This is a genomic window from Cellulomonas humilata, assembly GCF_030814415.1.
In the GTDB taxonomy this organism is placed as follows: domain Bacteria; phylum Actinomycetota; class Actinomycetes; order Actinomycetales; family Cellulomonadaceae; genus Cellulomonas; species Cellulomonas humilata_A.
Genome location: NZ_JAUSVB010000001.1, coordinates 382,004 through 403,321, shown reverse-complemented (window position 1 = coordinate 403,321; position 21,318 = coordinate 382,004). Strand labels below are relative to the sequence as shown.

Below are 21,318 nucleotides of genomic sequence, written 5' to 3'. Positions count from 1 at the left end.
TGCCAAGAGCCTGCGCACACGCGCATGGTCGCGGCCGCTCCCGACCGCCTCTCCGGTAGGCTGCCAGCGTCCGTGAGGCCCTCCTGGGAGGGCAGCGCGGCGCTCGCCAGGACCACCACGGCAGTGATCGCACGTCTGCCAGGTTCTGCGCGCCTGTAGCTCAGGGGATAGAGCACCGCTCTCCTAAAGCGGGTGTCGGCAGTTCGAATCTGCCCAGGCGCACGGTGTGTTGGTGCAGGTCAGGGGCCGGGCGGCTGCAGTGGATGACTCCGCTGCGGGGCTTGCAGGTGCCTCGTGGTCAGCAGGCACCCATCGACGGCACCAGGTCGGTGCACCAGGGACTCAGAGCCCGAGGACGTCGGCTGACGAGATCGTCAGCTCCTTCACGCCATCGGTCGTCGCCACGCCGTGACTGAACGAGACTGCGACTTCGTCGCCGCGGATGCTTTCCATCTCGGCGCTTAGCCAGAATTCAATCGGGAGTGATGAGTCGGCCGTGATGACGAGCGAGGTCAGTACTGGGACCTTCTCAACGATCTGATGCCGGCGACCATGGGCGTCGAGCACGACCGCCTGAATCCAGCCGGGGAAGTCGTCGGAAGCCCATCGCACGGCCGTAGCTCGGACTCTCACTCCGCCGTTCACTCTGTGGTCACAGGCCGACAGATCGCCTCACGAGGGGGCGTCGGGAGGGTAAGTCGTCGAGCGGCTTGAGCCAAGAGTTTGTGGATCGCAAGCTCGGCGCTATCCGAGTGTCCGAGGCGCGGGATCGTCATTCACTCATCCTGCCGGGGTTTGGACCTCCCGCGTCGGCGGCTCGGGGAGCATTGGCATCCGTTCCATCGCAACCCACGGTGCCTCGGAGAAACAGGTGGCCGTAGAGGTCCATCGTCATCGTCGCGGTGGTGTGTCCGAGGATCATCTGTCACGGGGCACCACGGTCCCGCCGCAGGTTCGGCCACCTTCGGCGGTCTTTACCGCCGGAAGTACCCGTTCGAACCAGCCCCCGGGCGGTACGTCGAGCGGTGGCGGCTGAATGGCCGGGTACGCCTGATCTGGCTCGCGCGGCCACAAGACCTCAACCGTCTCGACCGCCGCTCGCAGCGCTTCGGCATCCACGGTGCAACTCGACTCGTCCACGCCAAGGCCGGGTCGGCGACGACGAGCACCGGATCTCCGGGCGGCGGCGCTGGGGTCAACCACAGGGTGCTCGACCACTCGCGGCCACCACCACCGCCCCAATGAGTAAGCACGCTCTGGTCGGCTGTCGACCTGTTGTTCCGGCTGTAGCGCCCGCCCACGGCGACGGCACGTCCATCGGCGAATTCCACGCCGGCGAACAGTCCCCCGACCGACGAGAGCATGCGATCGCCGAGGTCGGGATCGATACGACACCGGATTGCCAGCTCGATCTGGAGCCCGGCGGTATAGCGAGCAAGGCCGACGAGGAGGATCGCCACGTCGGTGGATCGTCCGATGACACCGCTCACGCCAATAGCGGAGGGTGCCCCGCTGTCGGGCGGTCCGAACCAGAATCTTCTCTGGGCGACGTCGTCCGCGTCGCCGGAGAAGCCGATGGCTGAATGCATGAGTTCGACCTTCGTCCGCGTCCGTTGGCCGGTCAAAGGTTTTCGTGGTGAGTCGGGGGTATCGCCTGCCTGGTTGACGTGCTGAGTGCGCGGCCAATCAGCCGAGCAAAGCGGTAGCCTTGCTCGGTCAAGGCATAAGCCACTCCCGGGCGTCGCGCATATCAGGCAGACCCTGGTGCGGACTGGACGTTAGCCAGCGCGCATCCTTCATGAAGGCCACCCCTCATGTCGGACTGCTCCAAGGTCTCCTATCCGAACGCACGCATCGCTGGGACTTCTCTTCGCTACATCGCCCGCCGGCAGCGCGCCCGCGGCTTGGCCGCCCCGGTCGCCGTGCACCAATGTGTCTCGTGTCGTGCGTGGCACCTGACGTCGAAACGCGCCACGGGGAGGCGCGCTCGCGGCTGGCAGCAGATGGCTGGCCTTACCCGCTAGGGGTGCGGAGCAGGAGGAGGCCGACGGCGAGCGAGTTGGCCTCGTCAGCGTGTGGTCAGCAGGACGCACCAGACGGCGTCACTCCCAGGGCCGCCGAGGTCATGACTCGGGTCGGCCAGTCTCGTCGGGCATTCGTCAAGACGACTAAGCCGCTTCTTCGGCATCGCCCTGACTGGCGAGGTACTCGGCGGTAGGCTCCAGGTGCTCCGGCGATCGAGCGAGGCCACGGCCGCGCTCCCGCGGTGCTGACGAGGTAGTCCGGCGGCGTGACACGTCGGGATCGGCGCGAGCTTTGAGGCCGCGCGAGTGGAGACGCTGCGCGCGAGCCGATCCGTGCGTCCGGGCCCAGAGGTCAGGTGGCCGACGCTCGAACCGCTCGGGTGCGCCCGGGACGGGCAGCCGCAGTAGTGGTGTGAACGCTGGCGAAGGAGGGGATGTGGCACGAGCAGGCCGACGCGGCTCTGGTCGCGCGCGCACGGACCCGGGTACGCAGCGCCGCCAGACAACGCGTCCGACCGAGCAGGGGATCATCCCGGTGCTCGCCGAGGTCGCCGGGCAGGTCGACCGCGCTGTGCAGCGACCCCCGATGCGGCCGGCGGATCGCACGAAGTTCCAGGTCGTGGCACTCCTCGTGCGGGAAGAGCGCGCGAGGGTGAAGGCGGACAAGGACCTGTCCGAGTCGCGGCGCACCCAGCAGCTCAAGCGGCTCGATGGGGTCGCGACGCAGCTGGCCAAGACCGCCGCCCGGGACACGTCGCTGCTCCAGCTGCTCGCGGAGGAGGCCCGGGTCTCCGACGCGGCACTCGCCTACAAGGCGACGCTGATGCGCGCGGGCGGGCTGGAGCCGCCGGAGGAGCTCGCGCCCGTCGAGAAGGCTGCGCCGGCGCCCTCCGCCGCCCCGAAGGTGGTGCCGAGGTCGGTGATCTCGCGTCAGCTGGCGAACCCTTTCCTCGCCCCGGACTACGAGGCCGCCGCCCAGCGGACCGCCACGCAGGCGCGACGACTGGCCGGCTGGGAGCTGCTCGACCCGCTCTTCAACTCCTTCGAGCGCGCCGCCACCGGTGCACCCGCGTGCATGACGCTGCCCGAGCCTCGCCGGGTGCCCACTCCGGCCGGGCGGGAGCTGATGCCGCACCAGGCCCAGGTCGTCGCGGCGACGATCACCGGCCATCGCACGTTCCTGCTCGCCGACGAGCCCGGGCTCGGGAAGACGGCGCAGGCGCTGCTCGCCGCCCAGGCGGCCGACGCCTACCCGCTGCTCGTCGTGGTGCCCAACGTCGTGAAGACGAACTGGGCGCACGAGGTGGGGCTCTGGACTCCGTTCCGACGGTCGACCGTGGTCCATGGCGACGGCGACCGGATGGACGGGTTCGCGGACGTCGTCATCGTGAACTACGAGCTGCTCGACCGGCACGTCGGCTGGCTCGGCGACCACGGGTTCCGCGGGATGGTCGTCGACGAGGCGCACTTCATCAAGAACAAGAGCTCGCAGCGCTCGCAGCACGTCCTGGCGCTCTCCGAGCGGATCCGCGAGCGCGTCGCGCGACCGCTGATGATGGCGCTCACCGGCACGCCGCTGATCAACGACATCGAGGACTTCCGGGCGATCTGGCAGTTCCTCGGCTGGATCGACGACTCCAAGCCGCTCGGACCACTGATGACGGCCCTCGAGGAGACCGGGCTGACCCCGGCCGACCCCGGGTTCTACGCCGCCGCGCGGGCCAGCGTGATCGACATGGGCATCGTGCGTCGTCGCAAAGTGGACGTGGTTGCCGACATCCCCGCTCGCCGGGTCGCGGACCTGCCGGTCGAGCTCGACGGCGCCGTCGGCCGCTCGATCCGTGCCGCCGAGGCCGCGCTCGCAGCGCAGATGGTCGCTCGATACAGGTCGGCCGTGGACGTGCGGTCCGGTGGGGCCGGCGAGGACGAGATCGACGACGAGCTCGTCCGCCGGGTGGCTGCCGCGGAGCTGAAGGACTCGAGCTCGAAGGCCGGGGGCGAGAACGTCTTCACGATGGTTCGTCGGATCGGTCAGGCCAAGGCCGGGCTGGCCGCCGACTATGCCGCGCAGCTGGCCCGCAACGTCGGCAAGGTCGTGTTCTTCGCCAAGCACATCGACGTGATGGACCAGGCCGAGCAGACGTTCGCCGACCGCGGCATCCGCTACGCCTCGATCCGCGGCGAGCAGACGACCCGGACGCGCAACAAGAACATCGCCGCGTTCGTCGACGACCCTGACGTGCAGATCGTCGTGTGCTCCCTGACAGCCGCTGGCGTCGGGCTGAACCTCCAGGTGGCCTCCAACCTGGTGCTGGCCGAGCTGTCCTGGACCCACGCCGAGCAGACCCAGGCCATCGACCGGATCCACCGCATCGGCCAGGACGAGCCCGTCACCGCGTGGCGGATCATCGCCGCGCAGACCATCGACTCGAAGATCGCCGAGCTGATCGACGCCAAGTCCGGGCTCGCCGCCCGGGCGCTGGACGGGGCGGGCGACGAGGACGTCACCTCGTCGACGGACGTGCAGCTGGAGACCTTGGTCGGGCTGCTGACCGACGCGCTCGCCGCCGAGGGCGTGAGCTGAGCCAGCGTGTAGCGCCCAGGCTCCAACATGTTGTCGTGTTTTGTTTCGAAGAGCGACGACACGACCACCAATGTTTGTCGTGTTACCATTCGATATGGCGGAACGCGACAATATCGAGGACCGCTCGACCTCGATGCGGCGCACCGGTGGCCCAGGTCGTATGAGCCGCGAGGCGCTCTACAGGCTGCTCGACGACACGCTCTCCGACGTGCAGCAGCGACTCGGGGGGCTGCCGTCCCCGGCTGAAGCCCGCGCCATCTGGGACGAGCTGTGGGTCCACGACGCGCACAACTCGACCGCGATCGAGGGCAACACGCTGGTCCTCAAGGAGGTCGAGCAGCTCCTGCACGACGGCCTCGCCGTCGGCGACAAGCAGCTCAAGGACTACATGGAGGTCCGGGGCTACGCCGATGCGGCTGCGTGGGTGTACGGGCAGGCGCTCGCCCCAGAGCTCGACGGCGACGGTGAGCTCCTCACACTGACCGAGGTGCGCCACGTGCACTCCATGGCGATGACGCCGGTGTGGGGCGTCTCGCCGCACCCGGACGCGGGACCGAACGAAGGCCCCGGCAGCTTTCGTGAGCACGACATCCACCCGTCTCCGGGAGGCATGCAGCCACCGTCCTGGGCTCTGATCGATGCGAGGATCCGTGACTGGCTCGACTCGGTGAACACGATCCGCAGCTCGGAGGCGCACCCGATGGAGGCCGCTGCCGCGATTCACGTCGGCTTCGAGCAGGTCCACCCGTTCATCGACGGCAACGGTCGTACCGGTCGTCTCCTGCTCAACCTCGTGCTGTGCCGCCTCGGATACGCGCCGGCGATCATCCAGAACCGTGAGCGGCGCAAGTACCTCACGGCGCTGCGGCAGGCAGACGCAGGCAATGTCGGACCGCTGGGCGAGCAGATCGCGCGCGCCGTCCTCGACAACGTCCTGCGCTTCGTCGTCCCCGCCCTGGCCGGCCCCGCGCGCCTGGTGCCGTTGCCATCGCTGGCGACTCCCGAGCTCAATGCCGTCGCCTTGCGCGCGGCCGCGCAGCGCGGACGACTCAAGGCCCAGCGAACCGAGAGCGGTCAGTGGCTCTCCAGCAGGACGTGGGTCGAGGAGTACCTGGCCTCGAAGTACCAGCGAGGAGGCGGCTGAGGCTGGAGGAGATGATCAGCCGCGACAATGACGGGATGGCGCACAGTCCTTCGGGAGTCGTGTCGTTCCGGCTCTGGCCGCCGGTCGCGGTCGGCGCGCCGCTGCTGGTCGGCTGGCTGGCCACGGTGGCATGGGGTGACTCGGTCGAGCTGGGCGGGTGGCGGGTTCCGCTCGGCTGGGCGCTGGTGATCGTGTTCGTCGGGTGGAACGGCTGGGCGTTGTGGCTGTTCCGCCGGCACCGGACCGGGCTGCTGCCGGGGCAGGACACGAACGCGATGATCGAGGAAGGGCCGTTCCGGCTCTCCCGGAACCCGTTGTACGTCGGCCTGCTCGCGCTCTACGTCGGTCTGGCGCTGCTGGCGCCCACGTTCTGGGGGCTCGTGCTGTTCCCGGCCGCCGTGCTGCTCCTCCTGTGGGGCGCGATCCTCCCCGAGGAGCGGTTCCTGCACGAGCGGTTCGGTGCGCCGTACGACGAGTACCGGCGGCGGGTGCCGCGCTGGCTCGGACCGGTGCGCCGGTAGGAGCTCAGGCGGCCAGGTGGAACGTGCTCGCGAAGCGGTCGAGGAGGTTCCCCGGTCCGCGCAGCACCTCCACGACGCCGGTCGCGATGGCGCGATCGGGGGCGAGCTCGCCCGAGATGAGCCGACGGATGTCGGGGCCGGCGGCGAACGCTAGGTCGACCGGTCCGTCGCCGCGCGTCACGTCGAGGGTGGGGCCGTCGACGCGGATGAGGAGCTCGGCGGGACCGAGGCGCGCGGCGTAGGCGGTCGTGGGCAGGTCGGCGGAGACCTCCGGGCGGAACGCGGTGCGCAGGGTCATGGTCATCGCGTCGGGGGTGATGATCTGCTCGTCGCGCGGGTCGCCCATCGACTTGAAGCCCCAGGCGCCGAGCGCGAGCACGACGGGTTCGAGCTCGTGCCCGTACGGCGTGAGCTCGTAGATGATGATGCGCGAGCGCGGCACCCGGCGGATGACGCCGGCCTCCTGCAGCTGCTTGAGCCGCGCCGCCAGGATGTTGCTCGGGATGCGGGGGAGCCCCGCGGCGAGCTCTCCGTAGCGGCGCGGCCCGACGAGCAGGTCACGGACGATCAGCAGTGCCCAGCGCTCGCCGACGAGCTCCAGGGCCTGCGTGATGGCGCAGTACTGCCCGTAGTCGCGTGCAGCCACCGAGCTCAGGCCTGCTGGTCGGCGAGCGCGTCGGTGCTCGGGGCTGCGGCGGCGGGGTCGAACCAGCCGAACTCGAGGATGTTGCCGTCGGGGTCGTTGAGCTGGCGCTGGTACATGAAGCCGTAGTCAGTGGCGGGGTGCGGCTCCGTGCCGCCCGCGGCGAGCCCGTCCGCGAGGGTCGCGTCGACCGCGTCCCGGCTGTCGAGGAAGACGGCGGTCGAGACCGACGGGTTCGCTGCCGGGTCGCCGATCGGCAGGTCGGTGAAGGTCTGGAAGTACTCGCGCGTCAGGACCATGACGTAGCTGTGGTCGGCCTCGACGACGAAGCAGGCGCCGTTGTGGTCCGACATCGCGGGGTTGGGAGCGAATCCGACCGCCGTGTAGAACGCCTTCGCGCGCTCCAGGTCGGTCACGGGCAGGTTCACGAACATCGCGGTCATCGTCGGCGCCTCTCGTGGGTCTGTTCTGCGGACGGTGTCCACACTTGCAAAAAACAAGTGCCGCGTCAACGGTCAAGATCGCGATGCGGTGACTGCCGAGGCGGGACACTCACGACCGTCAGCGCAAGATCCGTGCGATCGCTGACATAGACGGGGTACCGACAGGAGGCGACGTGGAGAGCGGTGTCGAGGACGACGTGGTCATCGTCCAGCCCCCACAGCGATCGGCACGTCGGCTCGTCGCTGTCGTCGTGGCGGGGGTCGCCATCATGGCTGTCGTCGTCGCGGTGCCGTTCCTGCTGGCGAACGGGCCCAGCGCTGCCGGGCAGGCTGACTGGCCGGGACAGTTCGGGCGGTGCGGTGAACTGGTGGCAGACGTGATCCCGGCGGACGGTGAGATCGATGTCTCGTTGCTCGACGCCTCCACGAGTGTCGGAGTGCACGGGCAGTGGACCGCGGCGGTGACGGCGAGCTCGGCCGACGCGGCCGCCCAGGGCTGGGTCTACGGCACGGACCTGACGCTCGTGCGCGACGGCGTGGTCGTCGGGGTGCAGGACGGCCCGCAGGTCCCGCAGCCGGAGCACGTCCAGGAGTGGGGCGGCGACTACGCCGTGGCGCCGCTGCCCCTGGTCAGCGACGTGTCCCTCGGGCTGGCGTCGTGCGACCAGTACCCGAACGGCAACGGTTCACCGGAGGTCGCGCCCGGCACCTACGACCTGGTCGTCTCGCAGACCGTCGGGCTGCTGCCTGACGGCGGCTCAGTCGCCGGGGCCTGGGGCGTCGCCGTGACGACGGTGACCGTGGTGGCCGACGGGGAGGCCGTCGTCCAGGACCCCACAGCGTGCGGCGCCTCCACGGACGACCTGGAGATGCTGGCGTCGCAGGAGGGCAACCCCGCGCCGCTGGGGCTGGAGGTGCTCTCCGGAGGCGACGAGCTCGTCGTCCGTGCGACGAACACCGGAACCGGCGCCATCGCTGCGACCACCGGGCACCCGACGGTGGTGATCGCGCGCGACGGCGTCATCGTCGGCGGCCTCGACGGTCACGACGACATCGGGCTGGCGGCCGACCTGCCCGTCGGCGGCCACGCGGACTATGACGCGACGACCAACGCCTTCGACTGCGCGACGATCGGCGTCGGCGAGTATGCGAACACCGGCGACGGCGACCCGCTGCCGGCCGGCGAGTACGAGGTCTGGGCGGTGATGACGTTCTTCGGCGACGGGCTCACGCCGACGCACGCGGACCGCCCCGGCACCCTCGTCGCAGGCGGCCCCGCGCCGTTCACGATCGACTGACCGAGCTGTCGCGGGCCGCGGCGCTGGACGATCCAGCCGAGCGCTCAGGTCGCCCGGAGCTCGTCCCGACGTCGTGCCAGGAAAGCCGTCTCGGCGGTGTTCCCAGCGAGGGCGATCGCCCGGTCGTACGCCGCGCGAGACTCGACGCGACGGTCCACCCGGCGCAGCAGCTCGGCACGCGTGGCGTGGAACGCGTGGTACCCGTCGAGCGCGTCCCCGAGGGCGTCGAGAGAGGCCAGTGCGACGTCGGGGCCGTCGACCTCGGCGACCGCGACGGCGCGGTTGAGGGCGACGATCGGCGAGCGGTCGAGGCGGACCAGCTGGTCGTAGAGGGCAATCACCTGCGGCCAGGAGGTGTCACGGGCGTCCCGCGCGTCGGTGTGCACGGCGTTGATCGCGGCGAGCAGCTGGTAGCGGCCGGGGGCGGCGCCGGAGGCCAGACGCTCGCGCACGAGGCGGTGCCCCTCGTCGATCAGCGCGCCGTCCCAGGCGTCGCGGTCCTGCGACGCGAGGGGGACGAGCGCGCCGTCGGCGGCGACGCGGGCGGGGCGTCGGGCCTCGGTGAGGAGCATCAGCGCCAGCAGTCCGGCCACCTCGCCGTCCTCGGGGAGCAGCGTGCGGACCAGGCGGGTCAGCCGGATCGCCTCCGCGGTCAGGCCGGGACGCACGGGGTCGGTGTCGGGGCCCGTCGCGAGGTAGCCCTCGTTGAAGACGAGGAACAGGACGGCGAGCACGCCGGTGGTGCGCGCGGGCAGGTCGTGCGGGGACGGCACCCGGTAGGGGATGCGCGCGGCGGCGATCTTGGCCTTCGCTCGGGTGATCCGCTGCCCCATGGTGGATTCCTGCACCAGGAAGCTGCGGGCGATCTCCGGCACCGTCAGCCCGCCGACCATCCGCAACGTCAGGGCGACCCGCGCCTCCATGGCCAGCGCAGGGTGGCAGCAGGTGAAGATCAGCCGGAGGCGGTCGTCGTCGATGGCGCCGAGCGGCTCGGGCGGGTCCACGTCGGACAGCATCAGGGCCTCCCGGTACAAGGAGTCGCGCTTGCTCTCCCGCCGGATCCGGTCGATCGCCTTGCGGTTCGCGGTCGTGGTCAGCCACCCGCCGGGGTTGGGCGGGACGCCGTCGACCGCCCACCGCTCGACGGCGGTCGCGAACGCCTCGGCGGCCGCCTCTTCGGCGAGGTCGAGGTCGCCGAAGCGTCGGGCGAGCGTGGCGACCATCCGGGCCCACTGCTCCTGGTGGGCCCGGACGAGCGTCTCCGTCACCTCAGGAACGGCCGCACCTCGACCCGTCGGTTGCACGCCCTGGACCCCTCGGCCATGAGCGCGAGCGCGGCGTCGAGGTCGGGTGCGTCGATGATCCAGAAGCCGGCGATGTGCTCCTTCGACTCCACGAACGGCCCGTCGGTGAAGATCGGTGCCTCGCCTCGACCGTCGATGACCGTCGAGGTCTCGGGTGCGGCGAGGCCCCCCGCGAACACCCAGTGGCCTCCGGTCCGGAGCTTGTCGTTGAACTCGTCGATCGCCACCGCCTCCTCGGCAGTCCCGGAGCTCGTCCGGTGGTCGATCACGGAAACGAAGTACTGCATCTCACTACCTCCGAGGTCATCCTGCTACGCGTACTGGGGGCGGCCGGAGGGCCGGTAGGACTGGGCGAGGATGCCCGTCGGGAACCTGCGCGACTCCACGAGGTCGAGCGCGTGGTCGAGACCGTCCTCCGGGAACAGGCGGGTGCCCGCGCCGACGATCACCGGGCAGACGATCAGCGTCAGCTCGTCGACGAGCTCGTGCTCGAGCAGCCACCGGATCAGCTGGCCGCTGCCGTGCACCTGCAGCTCGCCGCCGGGCCGGGCCTTCAAGGCGCGGATGGACGCCTCGAGATCTCCGGACAGCACGGTCGTGCCCGCCCACTGCGGGTCGGTGATCGTGGTCGAGGCGACGAACTTCGGGCGGGAGTTCAGGGCGCGGACGAACGGGTTGTCGGCGTCGTCGCGCACCCCCCAGTACCCCGCGAAGAGCTCGTAGGTCCGCCGGCCGAACAGGAACGCGTCGGCGCGCAGGTAGCAGTCGCCGATGTAGGCGGTGGACTCGTCGTCACCGAGCGGCAGCGCCCAGCCGCCCCGCTCGAACCCGGGGTCGAGCGTGGGGTTGTTCCCCCCGTTCGCCTGCATCACGCCGTCGACGGTGATCTGGGTGTTGGTGACCAGCTTCATGGTCGTCGCCCCTTCCGAGGCACCCCTCGTGGGCGACCTCTCACCCTTGCTACGAACGAGGATGCCCCGATCCGACAGCCGCGAACTCCCGCACCCGCTCGGCCATGGCGTCCGGTACCTCGGCGATCGTGAAGTGGCCGCCCTCGGCCAGTCGCTCGAACACCCGCAGGTCGCGGTAGAAACGCCGCGCGACCGACTCGGGGTTGTCGTGCTCGTGCCGCTGGATGAAGACCGCGGCCGGGACCTCGACCGGCGGGACGACGGCATCGCCCCCGTCGAAGTACGTCCGGAACGACGTCGCGATGCTCTGCGTCGCCCAGTACAGGGTGGCCTCGGTGAGGATCCGCTCGCGCGAGATCCGTCGCTCCACGGCCGCCGGGTCGCCCGCCGGGGTGTCGCTCCACTCGACCAGCTTCTCGGTGATCCACGCGAGCAGACCGGCCGGTGAGTCGTTCAGCGCGGCGGCGAGGGTGTCCGGCCGGGTGCCCTGCGCGTGGGCGTAGGCCGCCTGGTCGTACCAGCCCGCCGCCATGCGGTCGTAGAACGCGCGCTCGGTCGGGTCGGTCGTCGCCTCCCGCTCGTCCTGCGGCAGGAAGTGCGCGTGCGTGACGACGATCCCGGTCACCGCCTCGGGGTACGTCGCGGCGACGAGGTCGCTCACGTTCGCGGTCACGTCCTCGCCGTAGGTGAGGTAGCGGGAGTAGCCGAGGACGTCGGTCATGAGCGTGTGCACCAGCTGGGCCAGCCGCTGCTCGGTAGTCGGCTCGTCGAGCGGCGGCGAGAACCCGAAGCCCGGCAGGCTCACCACGACCACGTGGAAGTCCGGCAGCAGGTCCGCGAAGTCCAGCTGCAGCGCGAACGTGTGCGGCCAGCCGTGCATCACGAGGAGCGCCGGCGCGTCCGGGCTGGCCGACCGCTGGTGGACGACGTGCAGCGTCGTGCCGTCGACGTCCGCGAGAACCTGCGGGTGCTCGTTGAGCCACGCCTCACGCGCGCGCCAGTCGAACGTCAACCACGACGCGACGAGGTCCCGCAGGTACGCCGACGTCATGCCGGACGCCGGTCGGCGGGGCGAGTCGTCGAGGAAGCGCGTGCGTGCCAGGCGGTCGTGCAGGTCGTCGAGAACCGGCTGCGGCACGTCGATCACGAACGGTCGGACGGTCATCGGCTCACCGTAGGAGCACCCTCCGACATCCCGGCCGGTCGACAATGTCAGGGGCTCTCAGAACAATCGATGCGACGGGACCGTCGACGAGGAGAGCCCCATGGCAGCCTTCACCCGCTCCGACGACCTGCAGGGTGCGACGTTCGTCGGCGCGAACCTGCGGGGTGCGCGGTTCGTCGAGTCCGACCTGTCCGGCGTCGTGATGCGCGGGGTCGAGGTGGGCAACGCGGACATCGACGCGCCGTGGCTCCCCGACGCCGACTACTTCCGCGTCAACGGGGTGGACGTGATCCCGTTCGTCGAGGCCGAGCTGGACCGCCGCTTCCCCGGTCGGGCGCAGCGACGCGCGGCCGACCCGGACGGCCTGCGCGCGGCGTGGGCGGTGCTGGAGCGCACCTGGGCAGCCACCCTCGAACGCGTCTCCGCGATGCCCGCCGGGACCGTCGACGTCTCGGTGGACGGTGAGTGGTCGTTCGCGCAGACGCTCCGGCACCTGGTGCTCGCCACGGACACGTGGCTGGGCAAGGCGATCCTGCGCCTGGACCAGCCGTTCCACCCGCTCGGTCAGCTCGACGCGGGTACGGCGGGCGACGGTACGGACCTGACGGTCTTCACGACGGAGACGCCGACCTACGCCGCAGTTCTCGACGCCCGCGCGGGCCGGGTCGCGATGGTGCGCGACCTGCTCGCCGGCGTCTCCGTCGACGAGCTCGACGAGGAACGCAGGAACCCGCACGCGCCCGAGCACCCGGAGACCGTCCGCTCCTGCCTGCACGTGATCCTCGAGGAGGAGTGGGAGCACCACCGCTTCGCCGTGCGCGACCTCGACGCGATCGACACCGCGTCCTGAACCCCATCACCCCCTCCGGACGTATCTGACGGTCAAGAAGCCGGCCCCTTCTCTGAAACGGGCGTCGCCATGGCGCACGGGTCTCGGAGGGGAAGGCAGTCTCATGGCACTCGGAACACAGCTCTCGCCCACGCAGACGCTCGTCACGTTCTGCTTGTGGGCCCGTCGGCACGGCTACGACGTCGGCGAGATGCACGGGTTCTCGGCGGTCCACCCGGTCCACACGGGCGGGTCGTGGCACTTCGACAGCGACGCCGGGTTCGGCAAGGCCGCGGACATCAACAAGAACGGTCCCGACGAGCGCGCCGAGCTCATCGAGGCGCTGAACCGGGCGCAGGAGCTGGGCCTGGGCGTGATCTTCGCCCGCGACGGGTCCGCGGGGGTCAGCGGTTCGCACAAGAACCACCTGCACGTGGACGTCGGCCCGTTCGGCCACCTGGGTGCCGGGTCGTTCCAGCCGCGCGGTGGCGGGGACGTGCTGACCGAGGCGGTGCAGCGTGCGGTGCGCGCGGCGCCGGACCAGGTGTGGGGTCCGGACACCGACATGCGCGTCGAGGCCGTGAAGGCGGCGAGCAACCTCATGGGGGTGCAGTTCCCGCAGGGGGTCGAGTTCACGCAGCGGGTGGTCGGGGTCGCCGACGACGGTGTGTGGGGCCAGGCGTCCCGGCGCGCGCACGACGTGGTCACGGCCGCGATCCAGCGTGCGCTCGGGCGGCCCGCGAACGGGACCTGGGACGCCGCGATGGTCGTCGCCTACTCCCGCGCTCGCGACCTGCGCAGCAGAGCCTGATCAGTCGGGCAGCAGCCCGCCGTCGAACGTCGTGGCGTCGCCCTCGAACGGGCGCAGCGTGTCCGGGGCGGGGAACGGCAGCACATAGCTGGCGGTCACCACGTCCACGGCGCCGAAGTCGTCGACCTTGACGACGACCCGTTCGGGGGTGACCTCGACGAGCCGGACGCGCTCGCGGGTGCCGTCGGGCAGGTCGAGCTGGTACAGGTCGGCGAGCCAGTGCAGCCCGCGCTCCTCGAGCGCCTCCTCGGCGGTGAGCCAGTCGACCGTGCCGGTGGCCTCGCGCCCGAGCGCGTCGTGGGCGACGAACCCGTCGCCGTCCGGGCGGATCCACCCGAGGCGCTCGCGGTCGCCGGGACGTCGGTGCTCGATCCAGGTCTCGGGGGGCATCGGGCGATCGTATCGACGGCCGTCCGGCCGTGGCGCGCAGATATGTCAGGGGCGGGTGGCCACCCACAGCTCCTCGGCTGGCCACCTGCGCGCCCAGTCGGCGGAGACGATCTCGTAGAAGGCGTGGTCGTCGCCGTCGGGCGGTGCGTACAGCTCGTGCAGGGCGTCGACGACGAACCCTGCCCTCCGCAGCAGCCGGACCCAGTCGCCGTGCGACGGGTGGAACTCGACCCCGCCACCGGGCCACTGCACCTTGTACGCCTCGCGCTGCCCGCGCAGCAGCTGTTCCTCCGCGACGCCCTCGTCCTCCGGCACGCAGAGGGCCGACAGGTGGCTGTTGGTGAGGAACACCAGCCGACCGCCCGGCCGCAGGAGGCGGGCGGCCTCGGGGAGCCAGAGCTCGGGGTCGCACCACGCGGCGGCGCCGTGCTCGCTGACGACGAGGTCGGCGCACCCGTCGGCCAGCGGTACCCGCTGTGCGTCGCCCTGGACCAGCGGGAAGACGGGGCCGTGCTGCCGTTGCAGCCGACGGGCGGTCACCAGCTGCTCGCCCGACAGGTCCACCGCCACCGTGCGCGCGCCGGCGCGCGCGAGCCAGGCGGAGAAGTACGCCGTGCCGCTGGCCAGCTCGACCACGTCGACGTCGCGCACCTCGCCGAGGACGCCGAGCTCGCGCTCGGGGACCGCGAACAGACCCCAGACGGGTTCGGGCCGGAGCCACAGCTCCTCGGCCGCCGCGTCGGTGAAGCGTTCGTTCATGACGGCCCAGAGTGCGCGGTTGAGGGCGGTCTCGTCGGCTCGGCCGTCGGGCATCTGCCGACTCTAGGCCGTACGGGCGTACCGGCCGGCGACCCGTCGCATTGCCGTTACGCTTCGCGATCACCATGGCAGCAACGTCGCTCCTGCACCGCCCAGCCGTCCGCGCGTCCGCGGCCGCTGCGGTCGTCGTCCTCGTGCTCGTCACCGCGCTCGCGCTCCTGGATCCGTCCGGTGGGCTGCTCGCGCCCGTCGGCGGGCACGGGCTGCCGCTCCTCGGCACCGGCGGGGTCTACCGCTGGGCTCCGCTGGTCGTCGGGCTGCCCGTCCTGCTCGTCGCGACGGCGGCTCCGGTCTACGCGCTCGCTCGGCGACGCCGGACCTTCGTGGTCGCCTGGGCCGCGACCGTCGGCGCCTTCGCGCTGGCGGCCGCGGCGACCGGGTTCGTCGCCGCGCTGCCCCTGGTCGGTCCGCACCTCTCGTTCTGGTCGGCGCTGCAGTTCGCGGTCACCACCAGCGGCTGGGCCGGCGCCAAGGGCCTCGTGGTCGGTCCGCTCGTCGCGGCGGCGGCGGCACTGGCCCACCGGTTCGGGCCCCGTGCCGAGCCCGCAGCGGACCGGTATTCGTCCGGTCTCGTCGTCGCGATCATGCTCGTCGTCTCCGTGCTCGCCGCGGCGGGGTTCGCGGCGACCGTCTGGCGCGGCGGGCCCGTCGGCTACGCGTTCGCCGGCCCGCTGGTCGCGCCGACGTCCGCCGCGGGCGTGCTGGGCACGCTGGCCGGGATCGCGGTGTTCGCTGGCGCTTTCGCGCTCGTCGTCCGCTGGCTGACCGGGCACGTGGTCGCCGCGGTCTGGGTCGCCGCGGTCGTCGCGGGTCTGGCCCTCGGGATCGTCGGCGCCGTCGTCGCGGCGGGCACGTCGGGCCTCGCCGACGCCGGACCGGACAGCTGGTGGATCGCCACCACCCTGATCAGCCTGACCACGGGCATCGGCTACGGCGTCGCGGTCGGACTCGTCGCGACGACGGTCACCGCGCTCGTGTGGCGCTGGCGCGACCGCCTGCCGAGCGCGCCGCACCCACGGTCCCGGTTCGCGGTGGTCGGTGCGGTCGTCGTGCTCCTGCTCGCGGTCCCCGTCCTGGTCGGGGCGCCGGCCGCGGCCGGGCCGCAGGCGGCCGAGCCGGTCGCGCCCACCGGCGGCATGGAGCCCCTGACGGTCCTGCCCGCGCCGGAACCCGGTGGGCTGCCGATCATCGGCGACGTGACCGGCCGGCAGGTCATCCTGCGCGGCGTCAACGTCAACCAGCTGATCGACTACCACCTGCGCGACCCCGAGGTCCCCGCGACGCAGCCGCCGACCGACGACGACTTCGCCGGCATCGCCGCGATGGGGTTCAACGTCGTCCGCCTCGGCATGTCCTGGTCCCGGCTGGAGCCCACCCGCGGCGAGCTCGACGAGGACTACCTCGACGAGGTGCGCGCGGCCGTGGCGTCCGCGAAGGAGCACGGCCTCTACACGGTGCTCGACCTGCACCAGGACGCGTGGGGCAACGCCCTGGCACGCCCGGAGCAGCAGTGCGACGGCGGCACGTCGGCCACCACCGGGTGGGACGGGGCACCGGCGTGGGCCACGATCACCGACGACACGCTGCACTGCCAGTTCCTGGCGCGAGACCTCGCCCCCGCGGTCGCGACGGCGTTCGGCAACTTCTACACCGACCGGGACGGCATCCAGTCCGCGCTCGTGCAGACGTGGGCGAAGGTGGCCGGGGCGTTCGCGGACGAGGAGTCCGTCGCCGGGTACGACCTGCTGAACGAGCCCGGCATCGGCGCGAGCCCGCCCACCACCTCCGGCCTGCTGCTCGGGCGCTACTACGACGCGGCGCTGATGGCGATCCGCGACGCCGAGACGGGAGCCGACGGCTTCCACCACCTGGCGTTCTTCGAGCCGAGCGTCCTGTGGTCGGGGCTGGCGTTCGACGTCACGCCGCCGCCCGGGTTCACCGACGACCGGCTGCTCGTGTTCGCTCCGCACCCGTACAGCGAGTCGATCACGATGGACCAGGGCTTCGGCCTCACCATCGCCTCGATCGAGCGGAACCTCACGGTGTCCGCACGCGCCGCCGCGTCGTACGGCGCCGCCCTCTGGCTGGGGGAGTGGGGCTGGTTCGGCAACCCGGCCATCGACGGCGCCAAGGTCGACCGCTTCGTGACCGCGCAGAACCGGCTCGGCCTCGGCGGGGCGTTCTGGGTGTGGCGGCAGGGGTGCGGGTCGCCGGAGACCGGGTCGGACGCGACCTCGTCGGGAAACCTCGTGTCGATCGACTGCGCGACCGGTGAGCTGAGCCCACCGCCCGAGGGCTACGCGACACCGCTGTCGCGCTCGTACCCGAGGGCGTTCCCCGGTCGGATGGACTCCTTGACGTCAGAGCCCAGCGGTCGGGACCTCACGTTCACCGCGACCGTCGACGACGACGACGCGAACTGCGAGATCGACGTCTGGTTCCCGGGCGACGCGACCCCGCAGGTCAGCTCGACGGGGATCGACGACGTGGAGTCGATCGAGGTGCCCGGCGGCTGGCAGATCAGCGGGTGCGCGGCGGGCACGTACTCGCTCTCCGTCAGGTCGTCGCCCTGATCGTGTCCGCGATGTCCGACCCCTCCTGATCCTGTCCGGAACTTCGTACCCAACGTCACGTACAACCACCGGAAAAGGCCTTCGCCGACGGCGGATCGTATCGATACGATCGAGGCACGACGCGACCCGGCACCACCGACCACCGCGGACGTCCCACCCGCTCTCCAGTCCCAAGGTCTCGCTGTGCCCAAGGTCCTCACCGCCGGTCGTCCCTGGCGTGTCATCGTCCTGTTCGCCGTCCCCCTGCTCGTCGGCAACGTCGTCCAGCAGCTCTACCAAGCGGCCGACGCCGTCGTCGTCGGCCGCGTCCTCGGCGTGGACTCGCTCGCCGCCGTCGGCGCCACGGGCGCGCTGCTGTTCCTCCTGCTCGGCTTCGCGTGGGGCATGACGAACGGCTTCGCCATCCCGACCGCGCAGGCGTTCGGCGCGGGCGACCACGCGGCCGTGCGGCGGTCGGTCGCGGCCGGAACCGTCCTGTCGGCGGCGACCAGCGCGGTGCTCACCGTGGTGGCGCCACTGCTCGCGGCGCCGGCGTTGCGGTTGCTGCACACCCCCGAGGAGCTGCTGCCGGAGGCGACGACGTTCGCCGTGATCAGCTTCCTGGGCGCCAGCACGATGATGTTCTTCAACTTCCTGTCGGCGATCATCCGGGCGATCGGCGACTCGCGCACACCGCTGGTCTTCCTGACCATCAGCTGCGTCCTGAACGTCGTCCTGGTGGTCGTCGCGGTCGGCGGCCTGGGCATGGGCGTGGCCGGTGCGGCGGCGTCGACCGTCATCTCGCAGGGCGTCTCGGTGGCGCTGTGCCTCGAGTTCGTGCGGCGCCGGGTGCCGGTCCTGCACGTGCACCGCGAGGACTGGTGCGTCAGCCGGGTCGACCTGCGTCGCCACCTGCGGCTCGGGCTGCCGATGGGGTTCCAGGCGTCGATCATCGCGATCGGCACGCTCGCTGTGCAGGTCCGCCTGAACGAGCTGGGCTCCGAGGCGGTCGCCGCGTACACGACGGCCGTCCGCGTCGACGGTCTCGCGGTCGCGCTGCTGGCGTCCCTGGGCCTGGCGGTGTCGATGTTCGTCGCGCAGAACCTCGGCGGCGGCCGGCCGGACCGCATCCGGCGCGGGGTCGTGCAGGCGATGTGGCTGTCGGTCGGCGGCTCCCTGGTCCTCGGCGTCGTGCTCGTCACCGGTGGCTCCGCGATCGTCGGGCTGTTCGTCGGCGAGGGGGAGCAGCGTGTGGTCGACATGGCCGCGCACTACCTGCTGGTCAACGGCGTGCTCTACGTCGTGCTCGGCGTGCTGTTCGTGCTCCGCGGTGCGCTCCAGGGCCTCGGGCAGACCGTGGTCCCGACGCTGACCGGCGTGATCGAGCTGATCTGCCGGGTGGGCGCGGCGAGCGTCCTCGGCGCGGCGTACGGCTACGACGGCGTCGTGTGGGGCAACCCGCTGGCGTGGATCGGCGCGGTCGTCCTGCTGGTCCCGGCCTACGTGATGGCGTCGCGACGCCTCGCGCTGGAGCCCGTGGCCGGCGTCGTGGCGCCGCGGCGGGTCACGCGGCTGCGGCGCCGCGGACCGTCGGCCCGCAAGCTGGTCCGGCGCTCGCGCGTCCCGTCCGCCTGATCAGGGGCGGATGGCCAGCGGCAGGATGACCGAGTCGATCATCTGCTCCACGAACTCGTCGTCGATGCGGTGGCCGGCCACCATCTTGCGGTAGGCGATCATGGCGGGCGCGACGGCGGCGACCATCTCGAGGTCGATGTCGTCGCGCAGCTCACCGCGTTCCTGCGCCCGCTCGAGGAGGCCTCGCATGAGGCTCACGCGCGAGCGGACGAACTGCTGCTGGAACGCGGCGGCGACGTCGGGGTTCTCCTTGACCGCGGAGATCACGCCGGACATCAGCTCCGAGTCGTCCGACCGCCTGCGGCCGAAGCGGACGGCCAGCAGGTCCGACCGGAGCGAGCCGGTGTCGGGGACGTCGTCGGCGGTCATGGGGACGCCCGGCGTGCAGACGATGGCGTCGACCGTGAGCTGCACCTTGGAGGGCCAGCGCCGGTAGACGGTCGCCTTGCCGGCCCCGGCGCGGTCGGCGACGGCGTCCATGGTCATGCCGTCGAAGCCGCGCTCGGCCAGCAGCTCGCGGGTGGCCTGGAGGATCGCGTCGTCCTTGGACTCGTCGCGACGGCGACCGGGTCGACGGGTCGCCCCCACCGCTGCCTCGTCGACGCTCATGGGTCAACTGTATCCGTAGAAATCGATACTGAGGGGTTCCGGAACTGACCAGTTCCGTATTACAGTCGCTCCACCGACCACGACGTCTCAGGAGCATCCTCATGTCCACACCCACGCAGGCACCGCCGGAGAGCCGGCACCGCTGGCTCGTGCTGGCCACGGTCGCCCTCGCCCAGCTCATGGTCGTGCTCGACGCGACCATCGTGAACATCGCGCTGCCCTCCGCCCAGGCGGAGCTCGGCTTCAGCGACAACGACCGCCAGTGGGTGGTCACCGCCTACGCGCTCGCCTTCGGCAGCCTGCTGCTGCTCGGTGGCCGCCTCTCCGACATGTTCGGCCGCCGCCGCATGTTCCTCATCGGGCTCGTCGGCTTCGCCGTCGCCTCCGCGCTCGGCGGTGCCGCGCAGACGTTCGAGCTGCTCGTCGGCGCCCGGGCGCTGCAGGGCGCGTTCGCCGCTGTCCTGGCCCCCGCCGCGCTGTCCGTGCTGACCACCACGTTCACCATCCCGAAGGAGCGCGCCCGGGCGTTCGGCGTGTTCGGCGCCATCGCCGGCATGGGCGGCGCCATCGGTCTGCTGCTCGGCGGCTACCTGACCCAGAACTTCGACTGGCGCTGGAACCTGTACGTCAACGTGGTCATCGCCGTGATCGCGTTCGCCGCCGGCACCGTGCTGCTGTCCCGGAGCGACGCCAAGCACGACACCCGCATCGACGTGCCCGGCGTCATCCTCGCCTCGACGGGTCTCTTCCTGCTCGTGTTCGGCTTCTCGCAGGCCGAGCCCCAGGGCTGGGACGCGCCGGTCGTGTGGGGCTCCCTGGGCGCCAGCGTCGTGCTGCTCGTCGGCTTCGTCCTGCGCCAGCGCACCGCCGAGCACCCGCTGCTCCCGCTCTCGATCGTCCAGGACCGCGACCGCGGTGCGGGCTTCCTGGCGATCCTCGTCGCCGGGTCCGGCATGTTCGGCGTCTTCCTGTTCCTCACCTACTACCTGCAGCTGACGCTCGGGTACGGACCGATGCAGACCGGCACGGCGTTCCTGCCGATGGTGCTCTTCATCGTCATCACCGCGCAGATCCAGACGAACTTCCTGGTCCCGCGGTTCGGCCCGAAGGTCGTCGTGCCGCTGGGCATGGCCATCGGCGCCGGCGCGATGCTGTGGTTCACCACGCTGCACATCGACAGCGGCTACGGCTCCGTGCTGATGGGCCTGATCGGCATGGGGATCGCGATGGGCTCGATCATGCCAGCGTCGTTCCAGATCGCCACGCTCGGCATCGCGCCGCGGCAGGCGGGCGCCGCGTCCGCGATGGTCTCCACCAGCCAGCAGGTCGGCGGGGCGATCGGCACCGCGGTGCTGAACACCCTCGCCGCGACGGCGGCCACCGCGTACGTCGCCGACCACGCACCGGCGACCCCCGAGGTGATCGCCGCCGGAGCGCTGCACAGCTTCTCCGTCGCCTACACCTGGTCCGCGGGGATCTTCCTGTTCGGCGCCCTCCTGACGGCGTCGCTGTTCCGGACGCGTCGGGACCGCGAGGCCCGGCTCGTCGCCGCCGCCCCGGCGGTGCGCGACGAGGCTCCGGTGCTCGCGCACTGAGCCAGTGCGTCCGAGAGGCTCCCACGGCCGCGTGCCGGGGG

At 71.5% G+C, this 21,318-nt stretch carries 20 protein-coding genes and 1 tRNA gene; 10 read left to right on the top strand and 11 right to left on the bottom strand.

Going from position 1 to position 21,318, the window contains the following annotated elements; all coding sequences use genetic code 11:
• The first annotated feature begins 149 nt into the window (after positions 1-149).
• Positions 150-222, top strand: a tRNA-Arg gene (locus J2X26_RS01795).
• 120 nt (positions 223-342) lie between these two features.
• On the opposite strand, the gene J2X26_RS01790 is transcribed toward J2X26_RS01795, so the two are convergent.
• Both J2X26_RS01790 and J2X26_RS01785 read right to left on the bottom strand, forming a co-directional pair.
• Positions 343-612, bottom strand: coding sequence for a hypothetical protein (locus J2X26_RS01790; RefSeq protein WP_307489293.1), 270 nt, complete (start codon positions 610-612; stop codon positions 343-345).
• A gap of 362 nt (positions 613-974) precedes the next feature.
• A complete protein-coding gene (locus tag J2X26_RS01785; protein WP_307489291.1) occupies positions 975-1,589 on the bottom strand; it encodes a hypothetical protein in 615 nt (204 codons plus the stop codon).
• Between the two features lie 871 nt (positions 1,590-2,460).
• Between J2X26_RS01785 and J2X26_RS01780 the strand changes: the two genes are divergently transcribed.
• Genes J2X26_RS01780 through J2X26_RS01770 form a run of 3 tightly spaced genes read left to right on the top strand, consistent with a single transcriptional unit; the run spans position 2,461 to position 6,273 of the window.
• Positions 2,461-4,608, top strand: a complete 2,148-nt coding sequence (locus tag J2X26_RS01780; protein WP_307489290.1) for a DEAD/DEAH box helicase — start codon at positions 2,461-2,463, stop codon at positions 4,606-4,608.
• 40 nt (positions 4,609-4,648) lie between these two features.
• Positions 4,649-5,752 carry a Fic family protein gene (locus tag J2X26_RS01775; RefSeq protein ID WP_307489288.1) on the top strand — a complete coding sequence of 368 codons (1,104 nt, stop codon included), beginning with the start codon at positions 4,649-4,651 and terminating at the stop codon, positions 5,750-5,752.
• A gap of 35 nt (positions 5,753-5,787) precedes the next feature.
• Positions 5,788-6,273, top strand: coding sequence for a methyltransferase family protein (locus tag J2X26_RS01770; RefSeq protein ID WP_307489286.1), 486 nt, complete (start codon positions 5,788-5,790; stop codon positions 6,271-6,273).
• A gap of 4 nt (positions 6,274-6,277) precedes the next feature.
• On the opposite strand, the gene J2X26_RS01765 is transcribed toward J2X26_RS01770, so the two are convergent.
• Entirely contained in the window at positions 6,278-6,919 is a 642-nt protein-coding gene (locus tag J2X26_RS01765; RefSeq protein ID WP_307489284.1) for a winged helix-turn-helix transcriptional regulator, read from the bottom strand.
• 5 nt (positions 6,920-6,924) lie between these two features.
• Entirely contained in the window at positions 6,925-7,359 is a 435-nt protein-coding gene (locus tag J2X26_RS01760; protein ID WP_307489282.1) for a VOC family protein, read from the bottom strand.
• A 173-nt stretch (positions 7,360-7,532) separates the two neighbouring features.
• Here J2X26_RS01760 and J2X26_RS01755 point away from each other — a divergent pair, with 173 nt between their 5' ends.
• Positions 7,533-8,657, top strand: coding sequence for a hypothetical protein (locus tag J2X26_RS01755; protein ID WP_307489280.1), 1,125 nt, complete (start codon positions 7,533-7,535; stop codon positions 8,655-8,657).
• 44 nt (positions 8,658-8,701) lie between these two features.
• On the opposite strand, the gene J2X26_RS01750 is transcribed toward J2X26_RS01755, so the two are convergent.
• Genes J2X26_RS01750 through J2X26_RS01735 form a run of 4 tightly spaced genes read right to left on the bottom strand, consistent with a single transcriptional unit; the run spans position 8,702 to position 12,037 of the window.
• Entirely contained in the window at positions 8,702-9,880 is a 1,179-nt protein-coding gene (locus J2X26_RS01750; RefSeq protein WP_307490686.1) for an RNA polymerase sigma factor, read from the bottom strand.
• 41 nt (positions 9,881-9,921) lie between these two features.
• Positions 9,922-10,248 (bottom strand): YciI family protein, encoded by a 327-nt coding sequence (locus tag J2X26_RS01745; RefSeq protein ID WP_307489278.1) that lies wholly within the window; start codon positions 10,246-10,248, stop codon positions 9,922-9,924.
• Positions 10,249-10,272: 24 nt separating this feature from the next.
• Complete coding sequence (locus tag J2X26_RS01740; RefSeq protein WP_307489277.1) at positions 10,273-10,872, bottom strand: dihydrofolate reductase family protein; 600 nt, start codon at positions 10,870-10,872, stop codon at positions 10,273-10,275.
• A gap of 49 nt (positions 10,873-10,921) precedes the next feature.
• Complete coding sequence (locus tag J2X26_RS01735) at positions 10,922-12,037, bottom strand: epoxide hydrolase family protein (protein ID WP_307489276.1); 1,116 nt, start codon at positions 12,035-12,037, stop codon at positions 10,922-10,924.
• A gap of 100 nt (positions 12,038-12,137) precedes the next feature.
• Here J2X26_RS01735 and J2X26_RS01730 point away from each other — a divergent pair, with 100 nt between their 5' ends.
• Together J2X26_RS01730 and J2X26_RS01725 are read left to right on the top strand one after the other, a co-directional pair.
• Positions 12,138-12,887 carry a DinB family protein gene (locus J2X26_RS01730; protein ID WP_307489274.1) on the top strand — a complete coding sequence of 250 codons (750 nt, stop codon included), beginning with the start codon at positions 12,138-12,140 and terminating at the stop codon, positions 12,885-12,887.
• Between the two features lie 103 nt (positions 12,888-12,990).
• Positions 12,991-13,677: a hypothetical protein gene (locus J2X26_RS01725; protein WP_307489273.1), complete on the top strand. Its 687-nt coding sequence runs from the start codon at positions 12,991-12,993 to the stop codon at positions 13,675-13,677.
• On the opposite strand, the gene J2X26_RS01720 is transcribed toward J2X26_RS01725, so the two are convergent.
• The gene (locus J2X26_RS01720; RefSeq protein WP_307489271.1) at positions 13,678-14,067 is read right to left on the bottom strand and encodes a hypothetical protein; all 390 of its coding nucleotides are present in this window, start codon (positions 14,065-14,067) and stop codon (positions 13,678-13,680) included.
• Between the two features lie 45 nt (positions 14,068-14,112).
• Positions 14,113-14,880, bottom strand: a complete 768-nt coding sequence (locus J2X26_RS01715; protein ID WP_307489270.1) for a class I SAM-dependent methyltransferase — start codon at positions 14,878-14,880, stop codon at positions 14,113-14,115.
• A 71-nt stretch (positions 14,881-14,951) separates the two neighbouring features.
• On the opposite strand from J2X26_RS01715, the gene J2X26_RS01710 reads away from it, so the two are divergent.
• Positions 14,952-17,459, top strand: coding sequence for a cellulase family glycosylhydrolase (locus tag J2X26_RS01710; RefSeq protein WP_307489268.1), 2,508 nt, complete (start codon positions 14,952-14,954; stop codon positions 17,457-17,459).
• 183 nt (positions 17,460-17,642) lie between these two features.
• Positions 17,643-19,073 (top strand): MATE family efflux transporter, encoded by a 1,431-nt coding sequence (locus tag J2X26_RS01705; protein ID WP_307489267.1) that lies wholly within the window; start codon positions 17,643-17,645, stop codon positions 19,071-19,073.
• On the opposite strand, the gene J2X26_RS01700 is transcribed toward J2X26_RS01705, so the two are convergent.
• Positions 19,074-19,682, bottom strand: coding sequence for a TetR/AcrR family transcriptional regulator (locus tag J2X26_RS01700; RefSeq protein ID WP_307489266.1), 609 nt, complete (start codon positions 19,680-19,682; stop codon positions 19,074-19,076).
• A 101-nt stretch (positions 19,683-19,783) separates the two neighbouring features.
• On the opposite strand from J2X26_RS01700, the gene J2X26_RS01695 reads away from it, so the two are divergent.
• On the top strand, positions 19,784-21,277 hold the full coding sequence (locus J2X26_RS01695; RefSeq protein ID WP_307489265.1) for an MFS transporter: 1,494 nt from the start codon (positions 19,784-19,786) through the stop codon (positions 21,275-21,277).
• Positions 21,278-21,318: the final 41 nt, after the last annotated feature.